This window comes from Kouleothrix sp., assembly GCF_046328425.1.
Classification (GTDB): domain Bacteria; phylum Chloroflexota; class Chloroflexia; order Chloroflexales; family Roseiflexaceae; genus Kouleothrix.
Genome location: NZ_JAXLWP010000006.1, coordinates 19,605 through 40,769, shown reverse-complemented (window position 1 = coordinate 40,769; position 21,165 = coordinate 19,605). Strand labels below are relative to the sequence as shown.

General features: G+C 68.4%; 12 protein-coding genes and 1 riboswitch. Of the genes, 3 read left to right on the top strand and 9 right to left on the bottom strand.

Features of this window, described 5'->3' with window-relative positions:
- Positions 1–10: 10 nt before the first annotated feature.
- Entirely contained in the window at positions 11–1,723 is a 1,713-nt protein-coding gene (gene recJ / locus U0177_RS06320; RefSeq protein ID WP_409569761.1) for a single-stranded-DNA-specific exonuclease RecJ, read from the bottom strand.
- A gap of 204 nt (positions 1,724–1,927) precedes the next feature.
- Between recJ and U0177_RS06315 the strand changes: the two genes are divergently transcribed.
- Entirely contained in the window at positions 1,928–5,191 is a 3,264-nt protein-coding gene (locus U0177_RS06315; protein ID WP_409569760.1) for an AAA family ATPase, read from the top strand.
- A 91-nt stretch (positions 5,192–5,282) separates the two neighbouring features.
- Positions 5,283–6,788 (top strand): carboxypeptidase M32, encoded by a 1,506-nt coding sequence (locus U0177_RS06310; RefSeq protein ID WP_409569759.1) that lies wholly within the window; start codon positions 5,283–5,285, stop codon positions 6,786–6,788.
- A 170-nt stretch (positions 6,789–6,958) separates the two neighbouring features.
- On the opposite strand, the gene U0177_RS06305 is transcribed toward U0177_RS06310, so the two are convergent.
- The 8 genes from U0177_RS06305 to U0177_RS06270 form a co-directional block, all read right to left on the bottom strand.
- Entirely contained in the window at positions 6,959–7,399 is a 441-nt protein-coding gene (locus U0177_RS06305; protein ID WP_409569758.1) for an META domain-containing protein, read from the bottom strand.
- A gap of 115 nt (positions 7,400–7,514) precedes the next feature.
- Positions 7,515–9,968, bottom strand: a complete 2,454-nt coding sequence (leuS, locus tag U0177_RS06300) for a leucine--tRNA ligase (RefSeq protein ID WP_409569757.1) — start codon at positions 9,966–9,968, stop codon at positions 7,515–7,517.
- A gap of 1,036 nt (positions 9,969–11,004) precedes the next feature.
- On the bottom strand, positions 11,005–12,201 hold the full coding sequence (locus U0177_RS06295) for a hypothetical protein (RefSeq protein WP_409569756.1): 1,197 nt from the start codon (positions 12,199–12,201) through the stop codon (positions 11,005–11,007).
- 362 nt (positions 12,202–12,563) lie between these two features.
- A complete protein-coding gene (locus U0177_RS06290; RefSeq protein WP_409569755.1) occupies positions 12,564–13,238 on the bottom strand; it encodes an alpha/beta hydrolase in 675 nt (224 codons plus the stop codon).
- 57 nt (positions 13,239–13,295) lie between these two features.
- Positions 13,296–13,814: a GNAT family N-acetyltransferase gene (locus U0177_RS06285; RefSeq protein ID WP_409569754.1), complete on the bottom strand. Its 519-nt coding sequence runs from the start codon at positions 13,812–13,814 to the stop codon at positions 13,296–13,298.
- 281 nt (positions 13,815–14,095) lie between these two features.
- Entirely contained in the window at positions 14,096–15,730 is a 1,635-nt protein-coding gene (locus tag U0177_RS06280) for an alpha-amylase family glycosyl hydrolase (protein WP_409569753.1), read from the bottom strand.
- A 240-nt stretch (positions 15,731–15,970) separates the two neighbouring features.
- On the bottom strand, positions 15,971–17,599 hold the full coding sequence (locus U0177_RS06275; protein ID WP_409569752.1) for a Kelch repeat-containing protein: 1,629 nt from the start codon (positions 17,597–17,599) through the stop codon (positions 15,971–15,973).
- An 81-nt stretch (positions 17,600–17,680) separates the two neighbouring features.
- A complete protein-coding gene (locus U0177_RS06270; RefSeq protein WP_409569751.1) occupies positions 17,681–19,096 on the bottom strand; it encodes an LCP family protein in 1,416 nt (471 codons plus the stop codon).
- Positions 19,097–19,401: 305 nt separating this feature from the next.
- Positions 19,402–19,567: riboswitch (SAM riboswitch) on the top strand.
- A 246-nt stretch (positions 19,568–19,813) separates the two neighbouring features.
- Between U0177_RS06270 and U0177_RS06265 the strand changes: the two genes are divergently transcribed.
- A complete protein-coding gene (locus U0177_RS06265; protein ID WP_409569750.1) occupies positions 19,814–21,103 on the top strand; it encodes a homocysteine synthase in 1,290 nt (429 codons plus the stop codon).
- The last annotated feature ends 62 nt before the right edge of the window (positions 21,104–21,165 follow it).

Below are 21,165 nucleotides of genomic sequence, written 5' to 3'. Positions count from 1 at the left end.
GCAGCCTGATTCACTGGGCGCGGCGGAGATCCTTGACATTCAGCTGGAGCGAGCGCGTGCCGTTCCACTCGTGAGCCTCGAGGGTATAGGCGATATCAAGCCAGGGGTGGCGCTCGAAGTAGTGCGCGAGCTTGCCGAGCCGAAAGGCGATCGCCTCGTAGGCCGGGCCGCCGGCGCCGTCGTCGATGCGCAGCTTGAGGTGCTGGCCTTCGGCGCCGCGCGGCCATGCGCCGGCCACGTGCACATGGCGGCTGAGCAGCACCGGCTGTGGATTGGCCTGGCCGAACGGCTCGAGCACCGCGATCTGCGCCAGCAGCTCCCAGCTGAGCTGGCCCAGCGGCACCTCGGCGTCGATCTCGAGCGCGGGCGTCAGCAGGTCGTCGGGGAGGTGCGCGTCGGCATATGCCAGCAGGCGCTGCTCGAGGGCGGGCAGGTTCGCGGTGGCGATGGTGAAGCCCGCGGCAGCGGAGTGGCCGCCATAGCGCACGAACAGATCCTCGCAGCTGGTGAGCGCCTCGAAGATATTAAAGCCGGGCACCGAGCGCGCCGAGCCGCGCGACACTTCCTCGCCGCGCTCGAGCATCAGCACCGGGCGGCCAAGCTCTTCGACCAGGCGCGCGGCGACCAGGCCGACCAGCCCGGCTGGGTACTCGGCGTTGTCGAGCACGATAATCCGGTTCTCGTGCTTGCTCTGGTCGGTGGCCTGCTGGCGTGCGGACTGCTGGATCTGCTTGGTAAGCTCCTGGCGCTGGCGATTCGCCTGGTTGAGGCGCTCGGCCAGCTGCTGCGCGGCGCTGAAATCGTCGGCCAGCAGCAGCTGGTACGCCAGCACCGCGTCGTCGAGGCGGCCGGCGGCATTGAGGCGCGGGCCGAGCATGAAGCTGATGTCGGTAGAGGTGATCTTGCCCTGCACCAGGCCAGCGGCGACGACCAGCGCCTTGAGGCCGGGGCGCTGGCTGGCATTGATCGACTCGAGGCCGGCGCGCACCAGCACGCGGTTCTCGCCGTTCAGCGGCCCCATATCGGTGACGGTGCCGAGCGCGACCACGTCGAGCAGGTCGCGCCCGCGCAGCGGCATTTTCACCCCCAGGCGAGCGAGCGCCTGCACCAGCTTATAGGCAATGCCGACGCCGACCAGCTGCTTGTAGGGGTAGGCGCAGCCGGGCTGCTTGGGATTCACAACGGCATAGGCATCGGGCAGCGTATCAGGCGGGGTATGGTGGTCGGTGACGATCACGTCGATGCCGTGGGCGTTGGCGTGGGCAACCTCGCGCAGATTGCTGATGCCGCAGTCGACGGTGATCAGTACGCGCACGCCCTCGGCGGCCAGCTGGTCGATCGCCTCGATGTTGAGGCCATAGCCTTCGCGCAGGCGGTGCGGGATGTAGGGGCGAATATCGCCGCCCATAGCGCCGATCGCCTGCATGAGCAGCGTCACCGCCGTGACGCCGTCGGTGTCGAAGTCGCCGTAGACGGCGATCGGCTCGGACTCGGCGATCGCGGCGGCCACGCGGCGGGCGGCGGCGTCCATGCCCTTGAGCAGAAACGGGTCGTGCAGGCCGCTCTTGTAGTCGGAGGAGAGGAACGACGCGATGCTGGCCTGGCTGCGCAGATCGCGCTGGTACAGGAGCGTCGCCACCACGGCAGGGCGATCACGCATCGTGGCGAGGAAATCGGCCGGGGCCGGGTCGCGCAGCACCCAGCGCTTCTTATGAGCGGACATGCAGCCTCTTGTCGATTGCAGATTGCGAAGGATGGTTCACGCAGGTGGAGTATAGCATCTGGCCCGAACCGGCGCAAACCAAACCTCCCGCGCGGGAGGACACCGCCTAAGCCCTGTTAATTTAGCATCGCTGCGCGTTCTTACTTATGGGGCATCGGGGCGCGCCCCTGCCGAGCGCCCCGCCTGAATCGCACACAACCAACAATGCAGCTACGATTTCGCCTGTTCGTCCAGCAGCACAGCGGCGGCGCCTGGACGATCCTGGTGCCAGCGGCGCCAGCGCTCGCGGCCTACGCCGCCACCCGTGACGAAGCCATTCGCGACATCGCGGCCCAGCTCAGCGCACACCTGGCCAGCGCCGGACCGCGCGCGGTTGGGCGCTACCCATTTCACGAGCGCCAGGATCTGCGGCCGATCGCGCTTGAGGTTTCGCCAAAGGGCGGCGGCCCGCAGCCGCCGATCGCGATCAGCGTGAACGTGCTGGTGACCGACGCGCGGCGCGGCGGCGCGGGCCACCTGCTGATCACCGCCCCGCGCATCGCCGACTTTCACGTGGTAGCGCCGGCAGCCGAGCAGATCGAGGAACTGGCACGCGCCGCGCTGCTGCACCACATGCGCAAGTGGCGCTCGCCAGCGATCGTTGCGGCCGACCTGGACGGCGAAGAGACGCTGGCGACGCTGACGATCGAGCTGCCCGACGCGCCCGCGCCGGCCGAGCCGAGCGGGCCGCCCGGCGGCGAGCAGGTACTGGCGCTGTGCGGGCTGAACCTGAGCGAGCAGGCCGGGCGCGGCAAGCTTGGCCGCGCCGACCGCCGCGACACGCTAGTGGAGCACGTGCTCACCGCGCTGGCGGGCGAGCGCATGAGCAGCGTCGTGCTGGTAGGCCGCGCCGACGTGGGCAAAACCGCGATCTTGCACGAGGTGGTCGAGCGTATCCGCGCCGGCAGCGTGCCGCCGGCGCTGCGCGATCGCGAGGTGTGGTTCGTAACCGCCAACAACCTGATCGCCGGCATGAAATACACCGGCGAGTGGCAGGGGCGAGCGCAGAAGCTGGTTCAGCAGGCGCGGCGCGGGCGGCAGATCCTGTACATGGCCGACCCGAACGAGATCCTCGACGCCGGGCGCTGGAGCGGCAGCGACAACAACATGGGCCGGTTTCTGCGGCCATATATCGAGAGCGGCGAGCTGACGATCATCTGCGAGTGCGCGCCCGAGGGCTTCGACGCCGGGGTGAAGGTCGAGCCGAGCTTTATGCACGCCTTCCGCCGCGTTGACGTAGGCGAGACCGACGAGGCCGACACGCTGGCGATCGCGCATGCCGCCGCGCGCCGCCTGGAAGCCGCCCACGGCGTGGCGATCGAGCCGGATGCCACCGCCGCCGCGCTGAGCCTGACGCGCCGCTTCATGCCCTACCGCGCCTTTCCCGGCAAGGCTGTGCGCTTTCTGGCCGACCTCGCGCGCGACGCGGCCCAGCAGCCCGGCGCCCGGCTCGGCCGCGACGCGGCCATTCGCGCGTTCGCGCGCGCCACCGGCCTGCCGGCGTTCATTGTGTCGGACGAGCAGGGCATGCGCGCGGACGAGGTGCGGGCGTACTTCGACGAGCGGCTGCTGGGCCAGCCCGACGCGGTAGCCGCCATGGTCGACCTGATCACGGTGATCAAAGCCGGCCTGCACGACCCGGCCAAGCCGCTGGGCAGCTTCTTTTTCGTCGGCCCGACCGGCGTGGGCAAGACCGAGCTGGCCAAAGTGCTGGCGGAATTTCTGTTTGGCGCGCGCGACCGGCTGATCCGCTTCGATATGAGCGAGTACGCCGGGCCTGACGCACTGCCACGGCTGATTGGCACGGCCTGGAAGCCCGACAGCGCCGGCGAGCTGGCGCGCCGGGTGCGCGAGCAGCCGTTCTGCGTGCTGCTGTTCGACGAGCTTGAGAAAGCCCACTCCGACGTATTCGACGCGCTGCTGCAGGTGCTGGGCGAGGGCCGGCTGACCGACGCCGCCGGGCGGACGGCCGACTTCCGCAACGCGATCATTATCATGACCTCGAACCTGGGGGCGAGCCGCCGCGAGATGCACGACATCGGCTTCGCGGCGAACGGGCGCGACGGGCAGGCCAGCGACGATGCGCGGCTGCGTGCGCACTTTACCAAAGAGGCCGAGCAGTTTTTCCGGCCAGAGTTCTTCAACCGGATCGACCGGATCGTCGCGTTCCGGCCGCTAACGCTCGCAGCCATGCGGCTGATCACCCGGCGCGAGCTGGGCAAGCTGCTGATGCGCGAGGGCGTGGTGCGGCGCAACCTGCTGGTCGAGATCGACGACGCGGTGATCGAGCGCCTGCTGGCACAGGGCTTCCACCCGCTGTACGGCGCGCGGCCGCTGCAGCGCGAGATCGAGCGGCTGGTGATCTTGCCGCTGGCGCGGCTGGTGGTGGAGCACAACCCCGGCGCCGGCCAGCTGCTGCGCTTTGGCGTGCGCGAGGGCCAGATCCAGCTGAGCCTGGTGTCGCTCGAGGTCGCCGACGAGCCGGCCGAGACGCCTGCGGCGCGCGCGGCCGACGCGCGGATCGAGACCGACCTGGCCGCAGTGCTGCGCGCGGTGCGCGAGCTGCGCGCGCAAGCCGCCGACGAGGCCGCCGGGCCGGTGGTGCGCGGCCTGCGCCGCGAGGTTTCGGCGCTGCTGCGGCGCACCGGCGAGCCGAGCTTCTGGGACGCGCCGCAGGCCGCGCGCGAGGTGCTGGGCCGGGTGTACCACCTCGAGCGCGTGCTCAAGCGCTTCGACGAGCTTGCCGAGCGCGCCGAGTATCTCGAAGAGAAAGGCCGCCAGATCCGCATCCGCCGCGACCGGCGCGGCATCCCCGAGCTTGCGCGCGACCTCGACACATTGGAGGCCGAGCTGGCGTATGTGCGCATGGAGCTGGCCGGCGCGGGCGCGGGCAGCGGCCACGACCAGGCGCTGCTGAAGATCGCGCCGCTGGGGCGCGCCAGCGACGCCTGGGCCGACCAGCTGCTGGCAATGTATAGCGCCTGGGCCGCGCACAAAGGCCACGAGTACACCATCCTGGCGCCCGAGGGCGCAGGGGCGCGGCCGCGCGGCACCGCAACGCTGTATGTGCGCGGCAGCAATGTGTACGAGTTCTTGCGCGGCGAGGCTGGCCTGCACAAGCTGCTCAGCGGGCCAGCCGAAGACCGCCAGCGCGACCTGGCGCGCGTGACGGTGCTGCCGGCGCAGGGCGTGCCCGACGACGACCCGGCCGAGCTGTACGGGGCGCTGGCGCAGCTGGCACTTGCCGGCGACACAGCCGACGACGACGGGGCGCTGGCGCGCATCTACACCAGCAGCGGCCGCCACCGCTCGGTGCGCGACCCACGCACCGGCGCGCGCGTGGCCGATGTTGGAGCAGTGCTGCAGGGCGGCCAGATCGACGCGTTTCTGCTGGCGAGCCTGCGCGCGCGCGCCGCCGAAGCCGCCTAGCGCGGGCCGGTGGGCAACCTGCCTGCTAGGCGGCTCTGGGAGAGCAGAAACGTGGTACACTGTCGCGGCGCGTAACAGTAAGGAGGTCGCCGTGGAACCAAAATTTGAGGAGCTGCAGACGCGGCTGCGCGAGATCAACGATCTTGAGGCCGCCGCCGCGCTGCTGAACTGGGATCAGACAACCTACATGCCGCCGGGCGGTGCGGAGGCGCGTGGACGCCAGCTGGCGACCCTGGCGCGCGTAGCGCACGAGAAGTTTACCGACGACGCGATTGGCCGGCTGCTCGACGACCTGCGCCCATTCGAGGCCAGCCAGCCGTATGACTCGGCCGAGGCCAGCCTGCTGCGCGTGGTGCAGCACGACTACGAGCGCGCGATCAAGGTGCCGGCCGCGTTTCTGACCGAGCTGTACACCCACGCGGCGGCCTCATACGAGGCGTGGGCGCGGGCGCGCCCGGCCAACGACTTCAACGCAGTGGCGCCCATGCTCGAGAAGACGCTCGATCTCAGCCGGCGCTACGCCGAGTTCTTCCCCGGCTACGAGCACATCGCCGACCCACTGATCGACGAATCCGACCAAGGCATGCAGGCGGCGTCGGTGCGGGCGCTGTTTCGCGAGCTGCGCGACCAGCTGGTGCCGCTGGTGCAGGCGATCACCGCGCAGCCGCCGGCCGACGAGAGCTGCCTGAAGCTGCGCTACCCCGAAGACCAGCAGCGCGCGTTTGGCGAGGCGGTGATCAAGCGCTACGGCTACGACTTCAGCCGCGGCCGCCAGGATAAAACCCTGCACCCGTACATGACCAAGTTCTCGATCGGCGACGTGCGCATCACCACGCGCTTCAACGAGCACGACCTCGGCGATGGGCTGTTCAGCACGCTGCACGAATCTGGCCACGCCATGTACGAGCAGGGCATCAACCCCGCGTTCGAGGGCACACCGCTGGCGAACGGCACGTCGTCGGGGGTGCACGAGAGCCAGTCGCGGCTGTGGGAGAATATCGTCGGCCGCAGCCGCAGCTTCTGGCAGCACTTCTACCCGCAGCTGCAGCAGAGCTTCGCGCAGCAGCTTGGTGAGGTATCACTCGACACGTTCTACCGCGCGATCAACAAAGTGCAGCGCTCGCTCATCCGCGTCGACGCCGACGAGGTGACGTATAACCTGCATGTGATGCTGCGCTTCGACTTCGAGCTCGCGCTGCTCGAGGGCAGCATGCGCGTGCGCGACCTGCCGGACGCCTGGCACGAGCGTATGGAGTCGGATCTGGGGGTGGCGCCGCCCGACGACCGCGACGGCGTGCTCCAAGATGTGCACTGGTACGGCGGGCGGATCGGCGGGGTGTTCCAGGGCTACACAATCGGCAATATTCTGAGCGCGCAGTTCTACGACGCCGCCACGCGCGCGCACCCCGGCATCCCGGCCGAGATCGCCCAGGGCGAGTTCGGCACGCTGCACGGCTGGCTGAAGGAGAACATCTACCGCCACGGGCGGACATTCACCGCGCCCGAGCTGGTGCAGCGCGCTACCGGCGGCCCACTGAGCTTTGCGCCATATATTCGCTACCTGCGCGGCAAGTTCGCCGAGCTGTACAGCCTGTAGCGCTGCACCGCGTGGTTTCGCCACGCGATGCAACACAATATGACTTACGCAGTTGGCGCCTTCAACCTTCGGCAGAGCGGTAATGTATCTACTAATCGTATGCGGTTTTTCCGCGCGGAGTGCGGAAAAACCGCATACAAGAAGATGAAAAAGTACCATCGAATTTGGTATTACGCCCGGAAGATCAGCGTGCCGGCGGCCGAGCGCAGCTCGAGCTGCCCGCCGCTGACGCGGTAGGTGCTCTGGCCCTGCAGAATGCTCAGCACCGCTTCCTCCTGCTGGTTGAGCGCCGCGTCGGCGCTGGCCATCATTGTCGAGGCGAGATCGGTGATCGCCAGGCTGCCGCCGCTGGCGCGGTAGCTGCCGCCAAACTGGTTGACACCGCCGCTGCCGCCGACTTTCCCACCGTTGAATGCGACCGTCGCGTGGCTGCCCGGCACCGCCGGCTGGCCGTTCACGCTCACCAGCTGCCAGGTGACGCCTTCAATCTCGGGCGCGGCCGCGCTCGACAGCCAGGGCGCGAGCAGCCAGTAGCCCAGGCCCAGTATAATCACCGCCGCGAGGGCCGCGACAACGTAGCGCCGGCTGCGAGGGTTCGGTTGGGTTTGCATGGGTTGGCCTCCTTCTTTGTTAGGGGAAGGACGCCGCCGGCAGCCCAATGGTTCCCACGTGCCCAGGGCAACGCCGGCCAGGCGGCCGCTTGCAGCCGCCCGGCCGGGGCCGCGCCTACGCGGTGACGATGTTGATCATGCGGCCGGGCGCGATGATCACCCGCTGCACTGTGCGGCCCTCAATCGCCGCGACGACTCTGGGGGCGGCCAGCGCCGCCGCGCGCACGGCGGGCTCGTCGGCGCCGGCGGGCACGCGAATGCGCTCGCGCAACCGTCCGTTCACCTGCACCGGCAGCTCGATCGACTGCTCGGCGACATCGCCGGCCGCGGGCCAGGGCTGGTCGTGCACCGAGCCGGCGCCGCCCAGCCGCGCCCACAGCTCCTCGGCGATATGCGGCCCGAACGGCGCCAGCAGCAGCACCAGCGTGCGCCGCGCCTCGGCATACGCGGCCGGGTCGGCCGCGCCCACGCCGCGCAGCCAGTTGGCGTACTCCATCAGCGCGGCGATTGCGGTGTGGAAGCTGCGCTGCTCAAGCGCCTCGGTTACGCGCCTGACACACGCCGAGCGGCGAACGGCGAACGCGGGCGGGTCGGCGCGGTTGCCCTCGGCATTAGCCGCCCGCCCGCCGTCGCTGATGCACAGCGCCCACACGCGCCCCAGGAAGCGCACCATGCCGGCCACGCCGCGATCGCTGAAGTCAGCGTCTTCGTCGAACGGCCCCAGGAACAGCAGCGCCATGCGCGTTGCGTCGGCGCCGTAGCGCGCGATGTACTCGTCGGGGTTCACCACATTGCCGCGCGACTTGCTCATCTTGCGGCCGCCTTTGGTGATCGTGCCGTGCAGCCGCAGGCGCGCGAACGGCTCGGCCACCGGCGACAGCCCCAGGTCGTGCAGGGCCATAGCCACGAAGCGCGCGTACAGGTGGTGCATGGTCGCGTGCTCGGGGCCGCCGGTGTACATATCCACCGGCAGCCAGGCGCGCGCACGCGCGCCGTCCCACGGCACGTCGTCGCGCTCGCTCGACAGGTAGCGCATGAAATACCAGGCGCTGTCCAGAAAATTGTCCGACACGTCGGTCTCGCGCGTGGCCGGGCCGCCGCACTGCGGGCACGTGGTATTGGCCCACCCGGCAGCGGTGGCCAGCGGCGACACGCCCGCGCCGGTCGGGCGGAAGTGCTCCAGCGGCGGCAGCATCACCGGCAGCTGGTCGTCGGGCACGGGCAGCGTACCGCAGCGCGCGCAGTAGACGACCGGGATCGGCGGGCCCCAGTAGCGCTGGCGGCTGATCAGCCAATCGCGCAGCCGATAGCGCACCGCCGGGCGGGCGGCGCCGGGCGCCTGCCAGCTCGCGGTCAGCGTCGCCAGGTCGCCCTGCTCCTGGTGTTCGGGGCCGCCCGCAGGTACCTGCTCGGCGCTCGCCGGCATCAGGCCATACTGCTCGGCGAAACGCCGGTCGCGCTCGTCGTGGGCCGGCACGCCCATGATCGCGCCGGTGCCATAGCTCGCCAGCACGTAGTCGGCCAGCCACACCGGCAGGCGCGCGCCGTTGGCGGGGTTGTGCGCGTACAGCCCGCTGAACACGCCCTGCGGCTGGCCCTGCTGGCGCTCCAGCTCGAGCCGGCCACGCGCCGCCTCGGCGCAGGCGCGCACGGCTTCGGCATGCGGCCCGCCCGCCGCGACAATGCCGGCCACCAGCGGGTGCTCGGGCGCCAGCGCCACGAACGTCGCGCCGAAGATCGTATCGGGGCGGGTGGTGAAGACCGTGATGACATCGTTTGAAGATTGCATGTTCTCATCGCCGCGCACCGCAGCAACGCCGGAAAACGCAGGCAAACCCGCCGACGTTCCAACGCTCGAACCTGCAACCGCGAAGTCGACCTCGGCGCCCGCGCTGCGGCCGATCCAGGCTTGCTGGCGCTTGACCACCGCAGGCGAAAAATCGACCTGGCCGAAATCCAGCAGCCGGTCGGCGTAGCGCGTGATCCGGAAGAACCACTGGGTCATCTGGCGCTGGGCCATGGGCGTATCGCAGCGCTCGCAGCGGCCGTCGATCACCTGCTCGTTGGCCAGCACAGTCTTGCAGGCCGGGCACCAGTTCACGCTCGCCTCGGCGCGGTAGGCCAGGCCGGCGCGGAACAGCCGCGTGAAGATCCACTGGGTCCAGCGGTAGTAGCGCGGGTCGGTGGTATCGACCTCGCGGCTCCAGTCGAAGGCCGCGCCCAGGCGGCGCAGCTGCTGGCGGAAGCGCGCGACGGCGCGCGGAGTCAGGTCGCGGGGGTGCGCGCCGATCTTCAGCGCGTAGTTTTCGGAGTGGATGCCGAAGGCGTCGAAGCCGATCGGCTGAAAGACATCGTAGCCACGCCGGCGCATGAAACGGCCGTAGGTATCGGCGCCGCCGAAGCTAAACACGTGGCCGACGTGCAGGCCCTCACCGCTGGGGTAAGGGAACTCCATCAGGTTATAGAACCGGCGCGCGGCGTGGTCCAGATCGACCACGCCGCGGCGCTCGGCGGCCCAGCGCTGCTGCCAGCGCGCCTCAATCTCGGTGGGGGTATACTCCTCGCTCATGGATCTGCTCCCTGGTTGGCGAAACGGCAACGACCAGCGGGTGCGTATTGGCCAGCAGCCGCAGCAGGCGGCGCACGCCAGGGAGAAGGGAGCGTGTTTCTTTCTTGGTACGCATGGAAGTATTCTCCAGTGTGATTGCTTTGGTTACCAGCTGCTCGCGGTTCGCGCGAACAGCTGAACGTATGTTACGCAGCTGGCGCGCTTGGCCTTCGGCAGAGCGGTACTTGCTTCTGTATCTGTGTGCGGTATTTCCGCGCTTCGCGCGGAAATACCGCACACAAATGGCTGAGTACCATGCTGCCGCAGGCAAATGTGCCGCATTGAGATGCCGAACAATGCAACTGCGTAAATCCTAAGAACAGTGTGCTCGTGCTGCCAGGCACAAACGCACCGCAGGCAACAAAAAACCTTCCCGCGTGGGAAGGCTGTGTGATGCGCCCGCTGCCGGGGCAGATCAGTTCGCGCTAGCGAATCATGCGCACAGCCTCCCACCGCCGAGTGGCCCTCCGGGATCGAGGAGGGCGAGCGGCAGATCGTTGAGGATTGTGCGCTCGATCATCACAGCCTGGTTGCTCCGTCAGCTATTCCTTGGCAGTATTCTACCACAGCGGAGGATCGCGTCTATCGGGCTTTGGGCGGAACATTTGGCACGCCGCGAAGCTTGTTCAGGGCCGCCTGAGAGGTTGTCTGAGAAGCAACCACCAAGACACGAAGACACCACGATCGAGCATGTCGTGTTGGTGTTTTTTCAGCGTATGAGCGCCTGGTGCCTTGGTGCCTTGGTGGTAAACTAGCTTAGGACTTACGCAGTTGGCGCGCTCAGCCTTCGGCAGAGCGGTACTCTCTTCGTGTATGGTATGCGGTTTTTCCGCGCGGCGGGCGCAAAAACCGCATACACGATAATCAAAAAGTACCTTGCTGCCGCAGGCAATATGCACGGCTTCGGAAAGCCGAACAGCGCAACTGCAGGGCCTCCTAAGGAAGCCCCAGGGGTTGCAAACAAGCCGCGCAGCAGCGGCGCGGCCAGTATTCCTGGTTATGTTTTCGCCAGCGGCAGGTAGATCTGCGGGCGCGGCGTGTGCGCCTGCTGAACCAGCGTGCTGAACGCCGCCAGGATCTCGCCGCTGTTGAACTGGCAGTGGCCATAGCGCTCCACCGGCACGAACGTCGCGTTCGGGCTGCGCTGGGCCTGCGCCTTGGACTTGTACAGCGTGAACTGCTCAAACGGCACGACGTCGTCGAGGGTGGTGTGCAGCACCACCAGCGGCACCTGCGGCCGCCCGCTGGTCTGGTAGGGCGCCAGTGCGGCCAGCGCGGCCGCGTCGGCGTCGAAGCGCTGCACGCCAGCGTTCAGCGCCGTGTCGTCGCTGGAGCCGCTGTACACGCGCGTGCGGTTGTCGTAGGGGTTGCCGCCGAGCTGGCCGCGCGCGTCGTTGGTGGCGAACACGTTGTACCACAGCAGATCGAGCGTTGTCGAGACGACCGTAGCCGGGTCGCCGCTGTTTATCGCGGCGCCCGAGGTGGCGATCAGCTGGCCGGCCTTGCTGGGATTGGCGGCCACGGCGGCGGCGATCGTCGGGGCGTAGGCGCTGGCCCAGGTATCGATCACGCTCTGCGGAATGCTGACCGGGCTGGCCGGCAGCTTGCCGGGGAAGAAATAATCGAACAGCACGCGGAAATCGCCGAAGTGCCCGGTCTGGCGCTCGAAATCGCCAATCGGCCCGCACGCCGCGATCGCGCCGCTCACGAGCGTGCGCGACTGCTCGGCCAGCAGCGTGGTGACGAGCGCGCCCTCGGAGAAGCCCAGCAGGTAGGTGTGCGCGGCGGGCTGGCCGGCGGCGGCCGGGAAGGCGCCAAGCAGGTCGCGGATGTCGGCGGCGCCCTCTAGCACGGCCAGGCCGTTGCGGCGGTAGCTGGTGGTAGCGAAGGCGTAGCCGAGGCCCTGGATCGACGACGAGAGCGGCGCGCCGTTGAACGACGGATCCTGTGGCGCGAGCGGCTGGCCGGGGGCCGCGTAGCCATGCGCGAACACGATCAGGTCGCCGTTCCAGCCGCTAGCGGGCACGCAGGTCCGCGTGATCGCGCCGGTGGCCAGGGTGGCGTCGTGGCATGGGCCGGGGGTAGCGGCGCGCACTGCGGCGGGCGGTGGCGGGGCGAGCCGCGGGGCGGCGCCAGCGACACCGGCGAGGCAGCACAGGGCCAGCGCGATCAGCGCGCATACGAGCAAGCGCATATTTTCTCCTCTTCACAGGTTCGATGCCCAGGCCGAGAGCGCAGTGGCGCGAAGCCGCCTTATTATACCAACTCCGTTTGATTACTTGTGTTTTCTTGTGCGGCGCCCAAGGGCTCGTGCAACGTCGGCCCTCACCCCCCATACCCCCACTCCGTAACAGGAGAGGGGAGGGGTCGAAAGACGTTGCACGAGCCCTGTCGGCACCCTGGCTAGGCCCCGCGCGCACCCTTAAAATAACCCGAGTTACGCGGGGGGGGTCGGGGGCGGCAACGCCGCCCCCGAACCCCAACATCACCACCACCCTCACCCTCACCACCACTATCACCACGCACCTGCGCAAGTGCCCATGCCAGCGGCGCAGGTCAGGCAGGGCTGTTCAAGCGCGTGCTCAGCCAGCTTGTGACATCGGCGAGGCTGTCGGTGCTGACCTCGTGGGCCATGGGGTACTCGTGGTAGGTTAGCTCGACCGGCAGCTTTTCGAGGATCGCGCGGCTGGCGCGGCCGTTCTGGATCGGCAGCACTGTGTCGCGGATGCCGTGCACCACCAGGAACGGCTTGCCGGCCAGACGCGCGGCCGGTGCGATCAGCGGCTTGAGCTCGTCGGGCACGCGGCCGCTCATGAGCACCGCCCCGGCCACCAGCTCGGGCTGCGTAAGCGCGATGCTCGAGGCCAGCATCGCGCCCTGGCTGAAGCCGCACACATACACCCGGCGCGGGTCGGCCTCGTAGGCGGCCGTGGCCGCATGAATGAACTCGCCGGTCAGCTTGCGGCTTGCCTCGGCCTGACGCGCGTCGATCGAGATGCCGCTCGCCGTCCAGCCCAGCTCGAACCAGGCGTAGCTGCCGTGCATGAGGGTGTAGGGGGCGCGCACGCTGAGAACCAGAAAGCGCGGGTCGAGGTAGGGCGCTAGCCCGAACAGGTCGGCCTCGTTGCTGCCATAGCCGTGGAGCAGGATCAGCAGCGGCGGCGGGCCATTGCCGCGCTGGCGCGGCCGCTGGCTCAGGTGCACCAGCGACAGGGTTGATTTGGTGGTCATGCCCTTTCTTTCGCCATTCAAGCTGAAGGTATAAAAATAGTTTAACAAGCTGCGCGGCTATTGTACCACAGAAGGCGCGTCGAGCGACCATTTGATGTTTTCGCTATCGCGCCCAACCTGGCGCATGCCGATGCGCTCGAGCACACCGATCGAGGCAATGTTGTCGTGCAGGCACTCGGCCAGCACGCGCTGCACGCCGGGCTGGGCAAATGCCCACGCCGCCAGGGCGCGCGCTGCCTCGGCGGCGTAGCCGCGCCGCCGGAATGCCGGCAGCACGCTGTAGCCAATCTCGACGGCGCCGGCAGCGTCGGGCGGGCCTTTGAAGCCGATATCGCCCACCAGCGCGGCCTCGGCCGGCAGCAGCATCAGCCAGATACCCCAGCCCTGGGCGGCGGTCTCGGCGCCGACAAGCTGGCCGTACAGCGGAAGGAAATCGCGCAGATCAGCGCCAGGCCAGTCGCCAGGCACATGCACGCCCAGCCGCGCCGCCAGCGCCGCGCGGTCGTCGAGCGCGGCCTGTGCCGCCTCCACCGAGCAAGTCACCAGGCGCAGGCGTTGGGTTGTGATCTCGGGCATAGGGTACTCCCTTCGTGTAGTATGTGCGGTTTTCCGCGCTCCGCGCGGACAACCGCACAGAAGGCTGCCGCAGGTGAAAACGCATCGCTTGAGGAAGCCGAATCACGCACGTGCGCAACTCCTAAGAGCCTGTTTGAAAAGGGGTGCGCGAGGGGCATAGCCCCTCGCACTTCCTTCTGGCGGGTGGCGGCCACATTCGTGGCCGCCACCCGCCAGAAAAGTGGAAACTTGGAGGGACAAAGTCCCTCCAAATCACCCTTTACAAACAGCTTCTAAGCTTCTCAAGCTTTCGTGCGCAGAACGGAGTCTGGCGCGCTGCCGGCGTCAATCGCCACGATCACGCCCTCGTCGGGGCGCAGCGCCAGCGTATCGCCCACCGGGTCGTCGGCGCTGTCGAGGTGGGTAGAAAGCAGCACCCGGCCGCGCAGCTCGCCCAGAGCCAGCGTGCGCGCCTCGGGGCCGAAGTTCAGCGCCACCAGCACGCGCTGCCCGGCGTGCTCGCGCAGGTAGGCCAGCACATCGCCCTCGGCCGCGAGCGGCGCATAGCTGCCGATCGCCAGCGGCGGCGTGGCGCGGCGCAGCGCAATCAGCCGGCGGTACAGCGCCAGAACCGAGCGCGGGTTGTCGATCTGCGCGGCCACATTGTTCTCGGCAAAATCGTCGGCCAGCGGCAGCCATGGCGTGCCGTGGGTGAAGCCGCCATTGGGGCTGGCGTTCCACTGCATCGGCGTGCGCTCGGGGTCGCGCCCGAGGCCAAAGCCGGGCACGCCCTTCTCCTGCGGATCCTGCACTAGGTCGGGCGGAATCTCGACATCGTGCATGCCGATCTCGTCGCCGTAGTACAGCGTCGGCGTGCCGCGCAGCGTCAGCAGCAGCATCGCCGCCACGCGGGCCTGGCGCTCGCCCACGCGGCTGGCGACGCGGTGCTGGTCGTGGTTGCCGAGCACCCAGTTGGGCCAGCCGCCGGCCGGCAGCAGCGCCTCGTAGGCAGCAATCGCCTCGCCGATCGTCGCGGCCTGCCAGGGCAGCAGCACCAGCTGGAAGTTGAACGGCAGGTGGCACTCGGGCGCGTCGGCCGTACCGTAGTAGATCATCAGCTGGTGCAGCGGCAGGTAGATCTCGCCGACCATCATGCGCTCGTCGTACGCGTCGAGCAGCCGGCGCATGGCCGCGATCAGCTCGTGTACTTCGGGCCGATCCGAAGTATACAGCGGCAGGGTGGCATTCAGCGGCGGCTGGCTAGGCTGGTACTCGGGGTTGGGCGGGTTATCGCGGAACTGGTCGTCCTTGATCATCAGCCAGATCACGTCGATCCGAAAGCCATCGACGCCGCGGTCGAGCCAGAAGCGCATCGCGCCGAGCATGGCCTCGCGCACCGCCGGGTTGCGCCAGTTCAGGTCGGGCTGCTTATCGACGAACAGGTGCAGGTAGTACTGGCCGGTGGGCGGGTCGTATTCCCAGGCGCTGCCGCCGAAGTAGCTCATCCAGTTGTTCGGCGGCCCGCCGCCGGGCGCCGGGTCGCGCCAGATGTACCAGTCGCGCTTGGGGTTCTCGCGCGACGAGCGCGACTCGACGAACCAGGGGTGCTCGTCGGAGGAGTGGTTAGGCACAAAGTCGAGCATCACCTTCATGCCACGGGCGTGCGCCGCCGCCAGCAGCCGATCGAAGTCGCCGAGCGTGCCGAACAGCGGGTGGATGGCGGTGTAATCGGCCACGTCGTAGCCAAAGTCGGCCATTGGCGAGGGAAAGATCGGCGAGAGCCAGATTGCGTCGACGCCCAGCTCGTGCAGGTAGTCGATCCGGCTGAGGATGCCCGGCAGGTCGCCCACGCCATCGCCATCGCTGTCCATAAACGAGCGCGGGTAGATCTGGTAGATGATCCCGCGCTGCCACCACAGGTCGTTGGTTGTTGTCATTTGGTGTATCTTTCTTTCTCGTTGCATGTTATGTACACTACTTACGCGGTGCCTCCCGCGCGGGAGCCTTGGAGGGCTTGCGCCCTCCAAATCATCTCTTTTTGGCCGTTCGCGGCCACGGCGGTGGCCGCGACCTGCGCAAAAGGAAGTTTTCGGGGGCGGCTTTGCCGCCCGAACCCCACCCCGTAGCTCGTGTTATTTACACGAGCTACGCGTGAAACTGAAGCGGCGCACGTGCGGCTAGCGTTCCCTCAGGATGCGCCGGCCAAACTGGCCCAGCAGGATGTCGTAGGGCGGCCGGTTCTCGGGGTGGTACTCGAAGCGCGCGCGCTCGAAGTACTGCACGGTGTAGGTATTGCCATCCTCGAGCGCTTCGGCAAAGGTTTCGCTCAGCGGGTAGCCAAACTGCGCCAGGCCGCCGTTGCGCTCCCAGTAGCGCAAAAAGCCGCCGCGCAGATTGTGGCCGGTTTCGCCGAAGTAGCGCGCCCCGGCGATCGGCGCAGCGGGCGGATCGGCCGGGTGAATGCGCCGGCCGAACTGGCCCAGCAGGATGTCGTAGGGCGGCGCGTTGTTGGCGTGGTACTCCATGCGCACACGCTCGAAGTACTGCACAATGTAGGCGTTGCCATCCTCCAGCACCTCGGCGAACTCGTTGCTGATCGGGTAGCCATTGATCGGCAGGCCGCCGTGGGCCTGCCAGTAGCGCAGAAACGGCCCGCTCACGCAGAATCCGGTTTCGGCGAAGCACTGCTCGGGCGCGGCAGACTCGGCGTAGCGCTCGGCGCTGGCCAGGTGCACGCCATTTGCGCCGCCCGGCAGCGGGCCGCGCCCGCCGTCGCTGTAGCCGCCGGCAACCAGCAGCGCGAAGCTGGGCAGCACGATCGCGATGTGCCCGGCGCGCGGGGCGCTCAGCGGCGCGGCCGGCAGCCAGCGGTCGAGCTGCCAGTCGTACAGTTCGGCCGCCGCCAGGATCGCCAGCTCGGCGCCGCCGGCGGTTTGCTGCCAGCCGCCGGCCACCAGCACCTGGCCGCCCGGCAGCAGCGTGGCGCTGTGCTCGGCGCCGGTGCGTGGCGTCAGCATCGGGCCGGCGTCGCGCCAGCGATTGCTGGCGGGGTCGTAGATCTCGGCCGAGCCATCGCCGACCAGCAGCACGGTATTGTTTGGCAGCCAGGTGGCGGTGTGGGCCTGCCGCGCGCGCGCGGGCGGGGCGGCGTCCTGCCAGCTGTTGCTGGCGGGGTCGTAGATCTCGGCGCCGCCCTCGTCGCCACCAACGAACAGAAAACGCCCGTCGGCCAGAAATGTGGCGGTGTGGCTGGCGCGCGGCGTGTGCATGGGCGGCCCCTCGGCCCAGCTGTCGCGCGCGGGGTCGTAGATCTCGGTGCTATTCGTGCGGATCCCCGTCGCAGCGATCTGGTCGACGCCGCCGGCCGCCAGCACGCGGCCGTCGCGCAGCAGTGTGAGGGTGTGGCCGGCGCGCGGGCGCAGCATCGGCGCGGCCGGCTGCCAGCTATTGCTGGCGGGGAAGAAGCGCAGCGCGCTGGCGAACACGCCGTGCGGGCTGAGCAGCGGCCGGCCGCCGCTCGCCAGCACGCTGCCATCGCCCAGCAGCACGGCCGCGCCCGAGCTGTTCTCGATATCGCCGGCTGCCGTCCAGCGATCGGCGCGCGGGTCGTAGATCTCAGTCGCGGCGGTGTTCTGCCCGCCGATCACCAGCACCCGGCCGTCGTTCAGCGCCACCGCCCGGCCGAACGTATGCTGCCCGAGCATCGGCGCCGCCGGCGACCAGCCACCCAGTGCGCGCGCCGGCAGCGGCGCCGCCAGAAGCGCGAGCAACAGCGCCGCAAGCGCGGGCCAGCGAAATCGCCGCATAGCAGCTCTCCTTTCGAGCGGCCGGCGGAATGCAGCCGCGGAGCTCGGCACAGCACGAGAATGGCGCAGCCTGCGCGCAGCCTACTCGCCGGCCCAGCGCGGCTGGTAATCCTGCCCGACAATCAGAACAATATCGGCGCGATCGAGCCGGGCCGGCGCATCGGCGGCAGGCGACGATTGGATGTAGCGCGCGTCGATGCCGAGCAAGCTCGCCAGGCGCTGGCGCGTCTCGGGCTGGCCGGTGTAGTCGATGATCTGCGAGTGCTCGTACACCTGCGGCGCCTGGCCAGGGTCGGCCAGCACAAAGCCCTGGCCGCGCAGGTAGCTACTGACCTTGCCGGCAATCCCGGCCACTGCTGCGCCGTTGAGCACCTGGATGCGGCCGCGCTGCGAGGCAGCCTGCGGGCCGGCGCGCCAGCGCGACACCACCGTAGCCACGTCGGCGGCGTTCCAGTAGATATCCGAGCCATCCTCGTAGTCGATCGCCACGTCGAGCGGGTTGATGCTGAACTGCAGCACGCGGTCGCCATGCAGCTCGCGGGCCAGGCCGGCCAGGCCATTGATCATGCCCAGCTGGCCGATCGGCAGCGTGGTACGCACATTCTGGGCCAGCACATCGGCCCACTGCGGCAGCGTGGCGATGTTGTCGAGCAGCCCGCGCGCGCGCACCTGGTCGAGCACGGCGCGCAGCACGCGCTGCTGGCGCTGGCTGCGGTCGAAATCGGTGCTGGCGTGGCGCGAGCGGGCGTAGATCAGCGCGTGCCGGCCGTCGAGCACCTGCAGGCCGGCGGGGATGTAGATCCGCTCGACGCCGTAGTCGTCGGTGGGGTACTCGGCGTCGAGCAGCGGCTTGGGCACGTCGACAAGCACGCCGCCGATCGAGTCGACCAGCGCGGCAAAGCCGTGGAAATCGACCTGGGCGGTGTAGTCGACCTTGACGCCCAGGAAATTTTCGATCGCCTCGGCCGCCAGCGCGGCGCCACCGGCCTCGGGGGTGGTGCCGGGGCCATACAGCGCGGCGGCGTTAGCGTAGCCATGCGAGTAGGCCGCGTTGATCTTGGCGCGGCCGAGGTGCGGAATGCTGGTCACCGAGTCGCGCGGGATCGACAGCATCGCAGCCCACTTAGCCACCGGGTCGACGCGCACCAGGATGAGCGTATCGCTGCGCACGCCCTCGCCGGGGTCGGGGCGCGTGTCCACGCCGATCAGCAGCGTGGTGAACGGCTCGCGCAGCGCGTCGGGCAGCGGGGGCTGGGTCGGGTAAAGCTCGCCGCCGCCAATGATCCGCTGGATAATGCTGCGCGGCGTAGGCGTGGGCGCACGGCGGGCATCGGGCTGCTGGATGCTTTGCAGCGTGGTGCGGGCCTGCATGTACAGCAGTGCCGCGCCGCCAAGCGCCAGCCCGATCAGCATCCCGATCGCAAAAGGCAGCCAGCGCCGCCGGGGGCGCGCCGGGCCACGGGGTTCTGCTGAAGGCGACTGGCCGGTTGTTGCCACAAACGATCCTTTTGGATGGTTGGTTCGATGCTGGCGATTATACCAGCCGCGCGCGGCGCTATCAAGGCGCGCGGCTCGCGCAACGTGTTTCGAGCGCACCTCTCTTCCGCGTGCGAAAAACGGGGCACAGGGCCGGCATTGCGTAATTTTGTCAAGGCATGCGTACGATGTGTTGCCCCTCCCCTGACAGGGGAGGGTAGGGGGAGGGGTCGAGCGACCTTGCACGAGCCCTGTCAAGGCATGGGCGCTCCTTGACAAAATTGCGTGACTCAATTATCATTGGCCGCAACAACTGAAGAGCGCGACTCTTATCCAGAGAGGTGGAGGGACCGGCCCTGTGAAACCTCGGCAACCCTGGAAAGACGTTTGAGTTCTCGGCTGCGAGTTCTGAACTATTCAGGGCTCAAAGCTCAAGGCTCAAACCTCAATCATTAGGGTGCCAAATCCGGCAGCGCGACTGGAAGATGAGAGGCATACGCAGACGTACGCCCCTTCCAAATTTGTTTGGAAGGGCGTTTTGTTTGAAGCTAGTGCTGGCCCTCATCCGTCTATTCGATGAGGGCTTTTCGCTGCCAGCCGCCACGATCACGCCGAGCTCACGTGCATCGCCGGCTGAGGCCCCATCGCCGCTCACCGGGCCATTTGGCACCCGCGCTCTCGATCACGCTGGAAGATCGCTGCTGGCAATTAGCGAAACGCCCAAGGAGGCACACCACTATGGCGGACGATATCACGTTCACCGGCTTCGAGACGCTGGCGCTGCACGGCGGCCAGCAGGCCGACCCGACCACCGGCGCGCGCGCGGTGCCGATCTACCAGACAACGTCGTACCAGTTCAAAGACACCGACCACGCCGCGCGGCTGTTCGGCCTGCAGGAATTCGGCAACATCTACACCCGGATCATGAACCCGACGCAGGACGTGCTCGAGCAGCGGATTGCCGCGCTCGAGGGCGGCGTGGGAGCGCTGGCGCTGGCCTCGGGCCAGGCCGCCGAGACATTCTCGATCCTGAATATCGCCGGCGCGGGCGACAACATCATCTCGTCGTCGGATCTGTATGGCGGCACCTACAACCTGTTCCGCCACACCCTGCCGAAGCTCGGCATCACCACGCGCTTCGTCGATGCGCGCGACCTCGATGGCTTCCGCAGCGCGATCGACGAGCGCACCAAGGCGTTCTTCCTTGAGTTTATCGGCAACCCGAAGCTCGACGTGCTGAACCTCGAGGCGATCTCGGCGATCGCGCACGAGGCCGGCGTGCCGGTGATCGTCGACTCGACCACCGCCACCCCGTACCTGTCGCGGCCGTTCGATTGGGGCGCCGACATTGTGGTGCACTCGGCCACCAAGTACATCGGCGGCCACGGCACCAGCATCGGCGGCCTGCTGATCGACAGCGGCAAGTTCGACTGGGCCGCCAGCGGCCGCTTCCCCGGCCTGACCGAGCCCGACGAGTCGTACCACGGCCTGGTGTACACCCAGGCGCTCGGCCCGCTGGCGTATATCATCAAGGCGCGCGTGCAGCTGCTGCGCGACATCGGCGCGGCGATCAGCCCGTTCAACGCCTTTCTGCTGCTCCAGGGCATCGAGACGCTGCCGCTGCGCATGGAGCGCCATAGCCAGAACGCGCTCGCCGTGGCCAAGTACCTCGAAGAGCACGCCAAGGTCGCCTGGGTCAACTACCCCGGCCTGCCCAGCCACCCGACGTACGAGCTGGCCAAGAAGTACCTGCCCAAGGGCCAGAGCGGCATCCTGGGCTTCGGGATCAAGGGCGGGCGCGCGGCCGGCGCCAAGTTCATCAACAGCCTGAAGCTGTTCTCGCACCTGGCGAATATCGGCGACGCCAAGAGCCTGGCCATTCACCCTGCCACCACCACCCACAGCCAGCTGTCGCCCGAAGAGCAGGCGATCACCGGCGTGACCGACGACTACGTGCGGCTGTCGATCGGCATCGAGACGATCGACGACATCCTCGCCGACCTGGATCACGCGCTGGCCCAGGTGTAGCCGGCGCCACTAGGTAAGGGCGATGCGCCGCCCGTGAATGCCAGCCCGAGGTTGTGCCGGCG

What these genes read in the sequence shown, in the direction of transcription:
- recJ (WP_409569761.1), bottom strand. Translation starts at nt 1,723, where the DNA reads ATGTCCGCTCATAAGAAGCGCTGGGTGCTGCGCGACCCGGCCCCGGCC.
- U0177_RS06315 (WP_409569760.1), top strand. Translation starts at nt 1,928, where the DNA reads ATGCAGCTACGATTTCGCCTGTTCGTCCAGCAGCACAGCGGCGGCGCC.
- U0177_RS06305 (WP_409569758.1), bottom strand. Translation starts at nt 7,399, where the DNA reads ATGCAAACCCAACCGAACCCTCGCAGCCGGCGCTACGTTGTCGCGGCC.
- leuS (WP_409569757.1), bottom strand. Translation starts at nt 9,968, where the DNA reads ATGAGCGAGGAGTATACCCCCACCGAGATTGAGGCGCGCTGGCAGCAG.
- U0177_RS06295 (WP_409569756.1), bottom strand. Translation starts at nt 12,201, where the DNA reads ATGCGCTTGCTCGTATGCGCGCTGATCGCGCTGGCCCTGTGCTGCCTC.
- U0177_RS06290 (WP_409569755.1), bottom strand. Translation starts at nt 13,238, where the DNA reads ATGACCACCAAATCAACCCTGTCGCTGGTGCACCTGAGCCAGCGGCCG.
- U0177_RS06285 (WP_409569754.1), bottom strand. Translation starts at nt 13,814, where the DNA reads ATGCCCGAGATCACAACCCAACGCCTGCGCCTGGTGACTTGCTCGGTG.
- U0177_RS06280 (WP_409569753.1), bottom strand. Translation starts at nt 15,730, where the DNA reads ATGACAACAACCAACGACCTGTGGTGGCAGCGCGGGATCATCTACCAG.
- U0177_RS06275 (WP_409569752.1), bottom strand. Translation starts at nt 17,599, where the DNA reads ATGCGGCGATTTCGCTGGCCCGCGCTTGCGGCGCTGTTGCTCGCGCTT.
- U0177_RS06265 (WP_409569750.1), top strand. Translation starts at nt 19,814, where the DNA reads ATGGCGGACGATATCACGTTCACCGGCTTCGAGACGCTGGCGCTGCAC.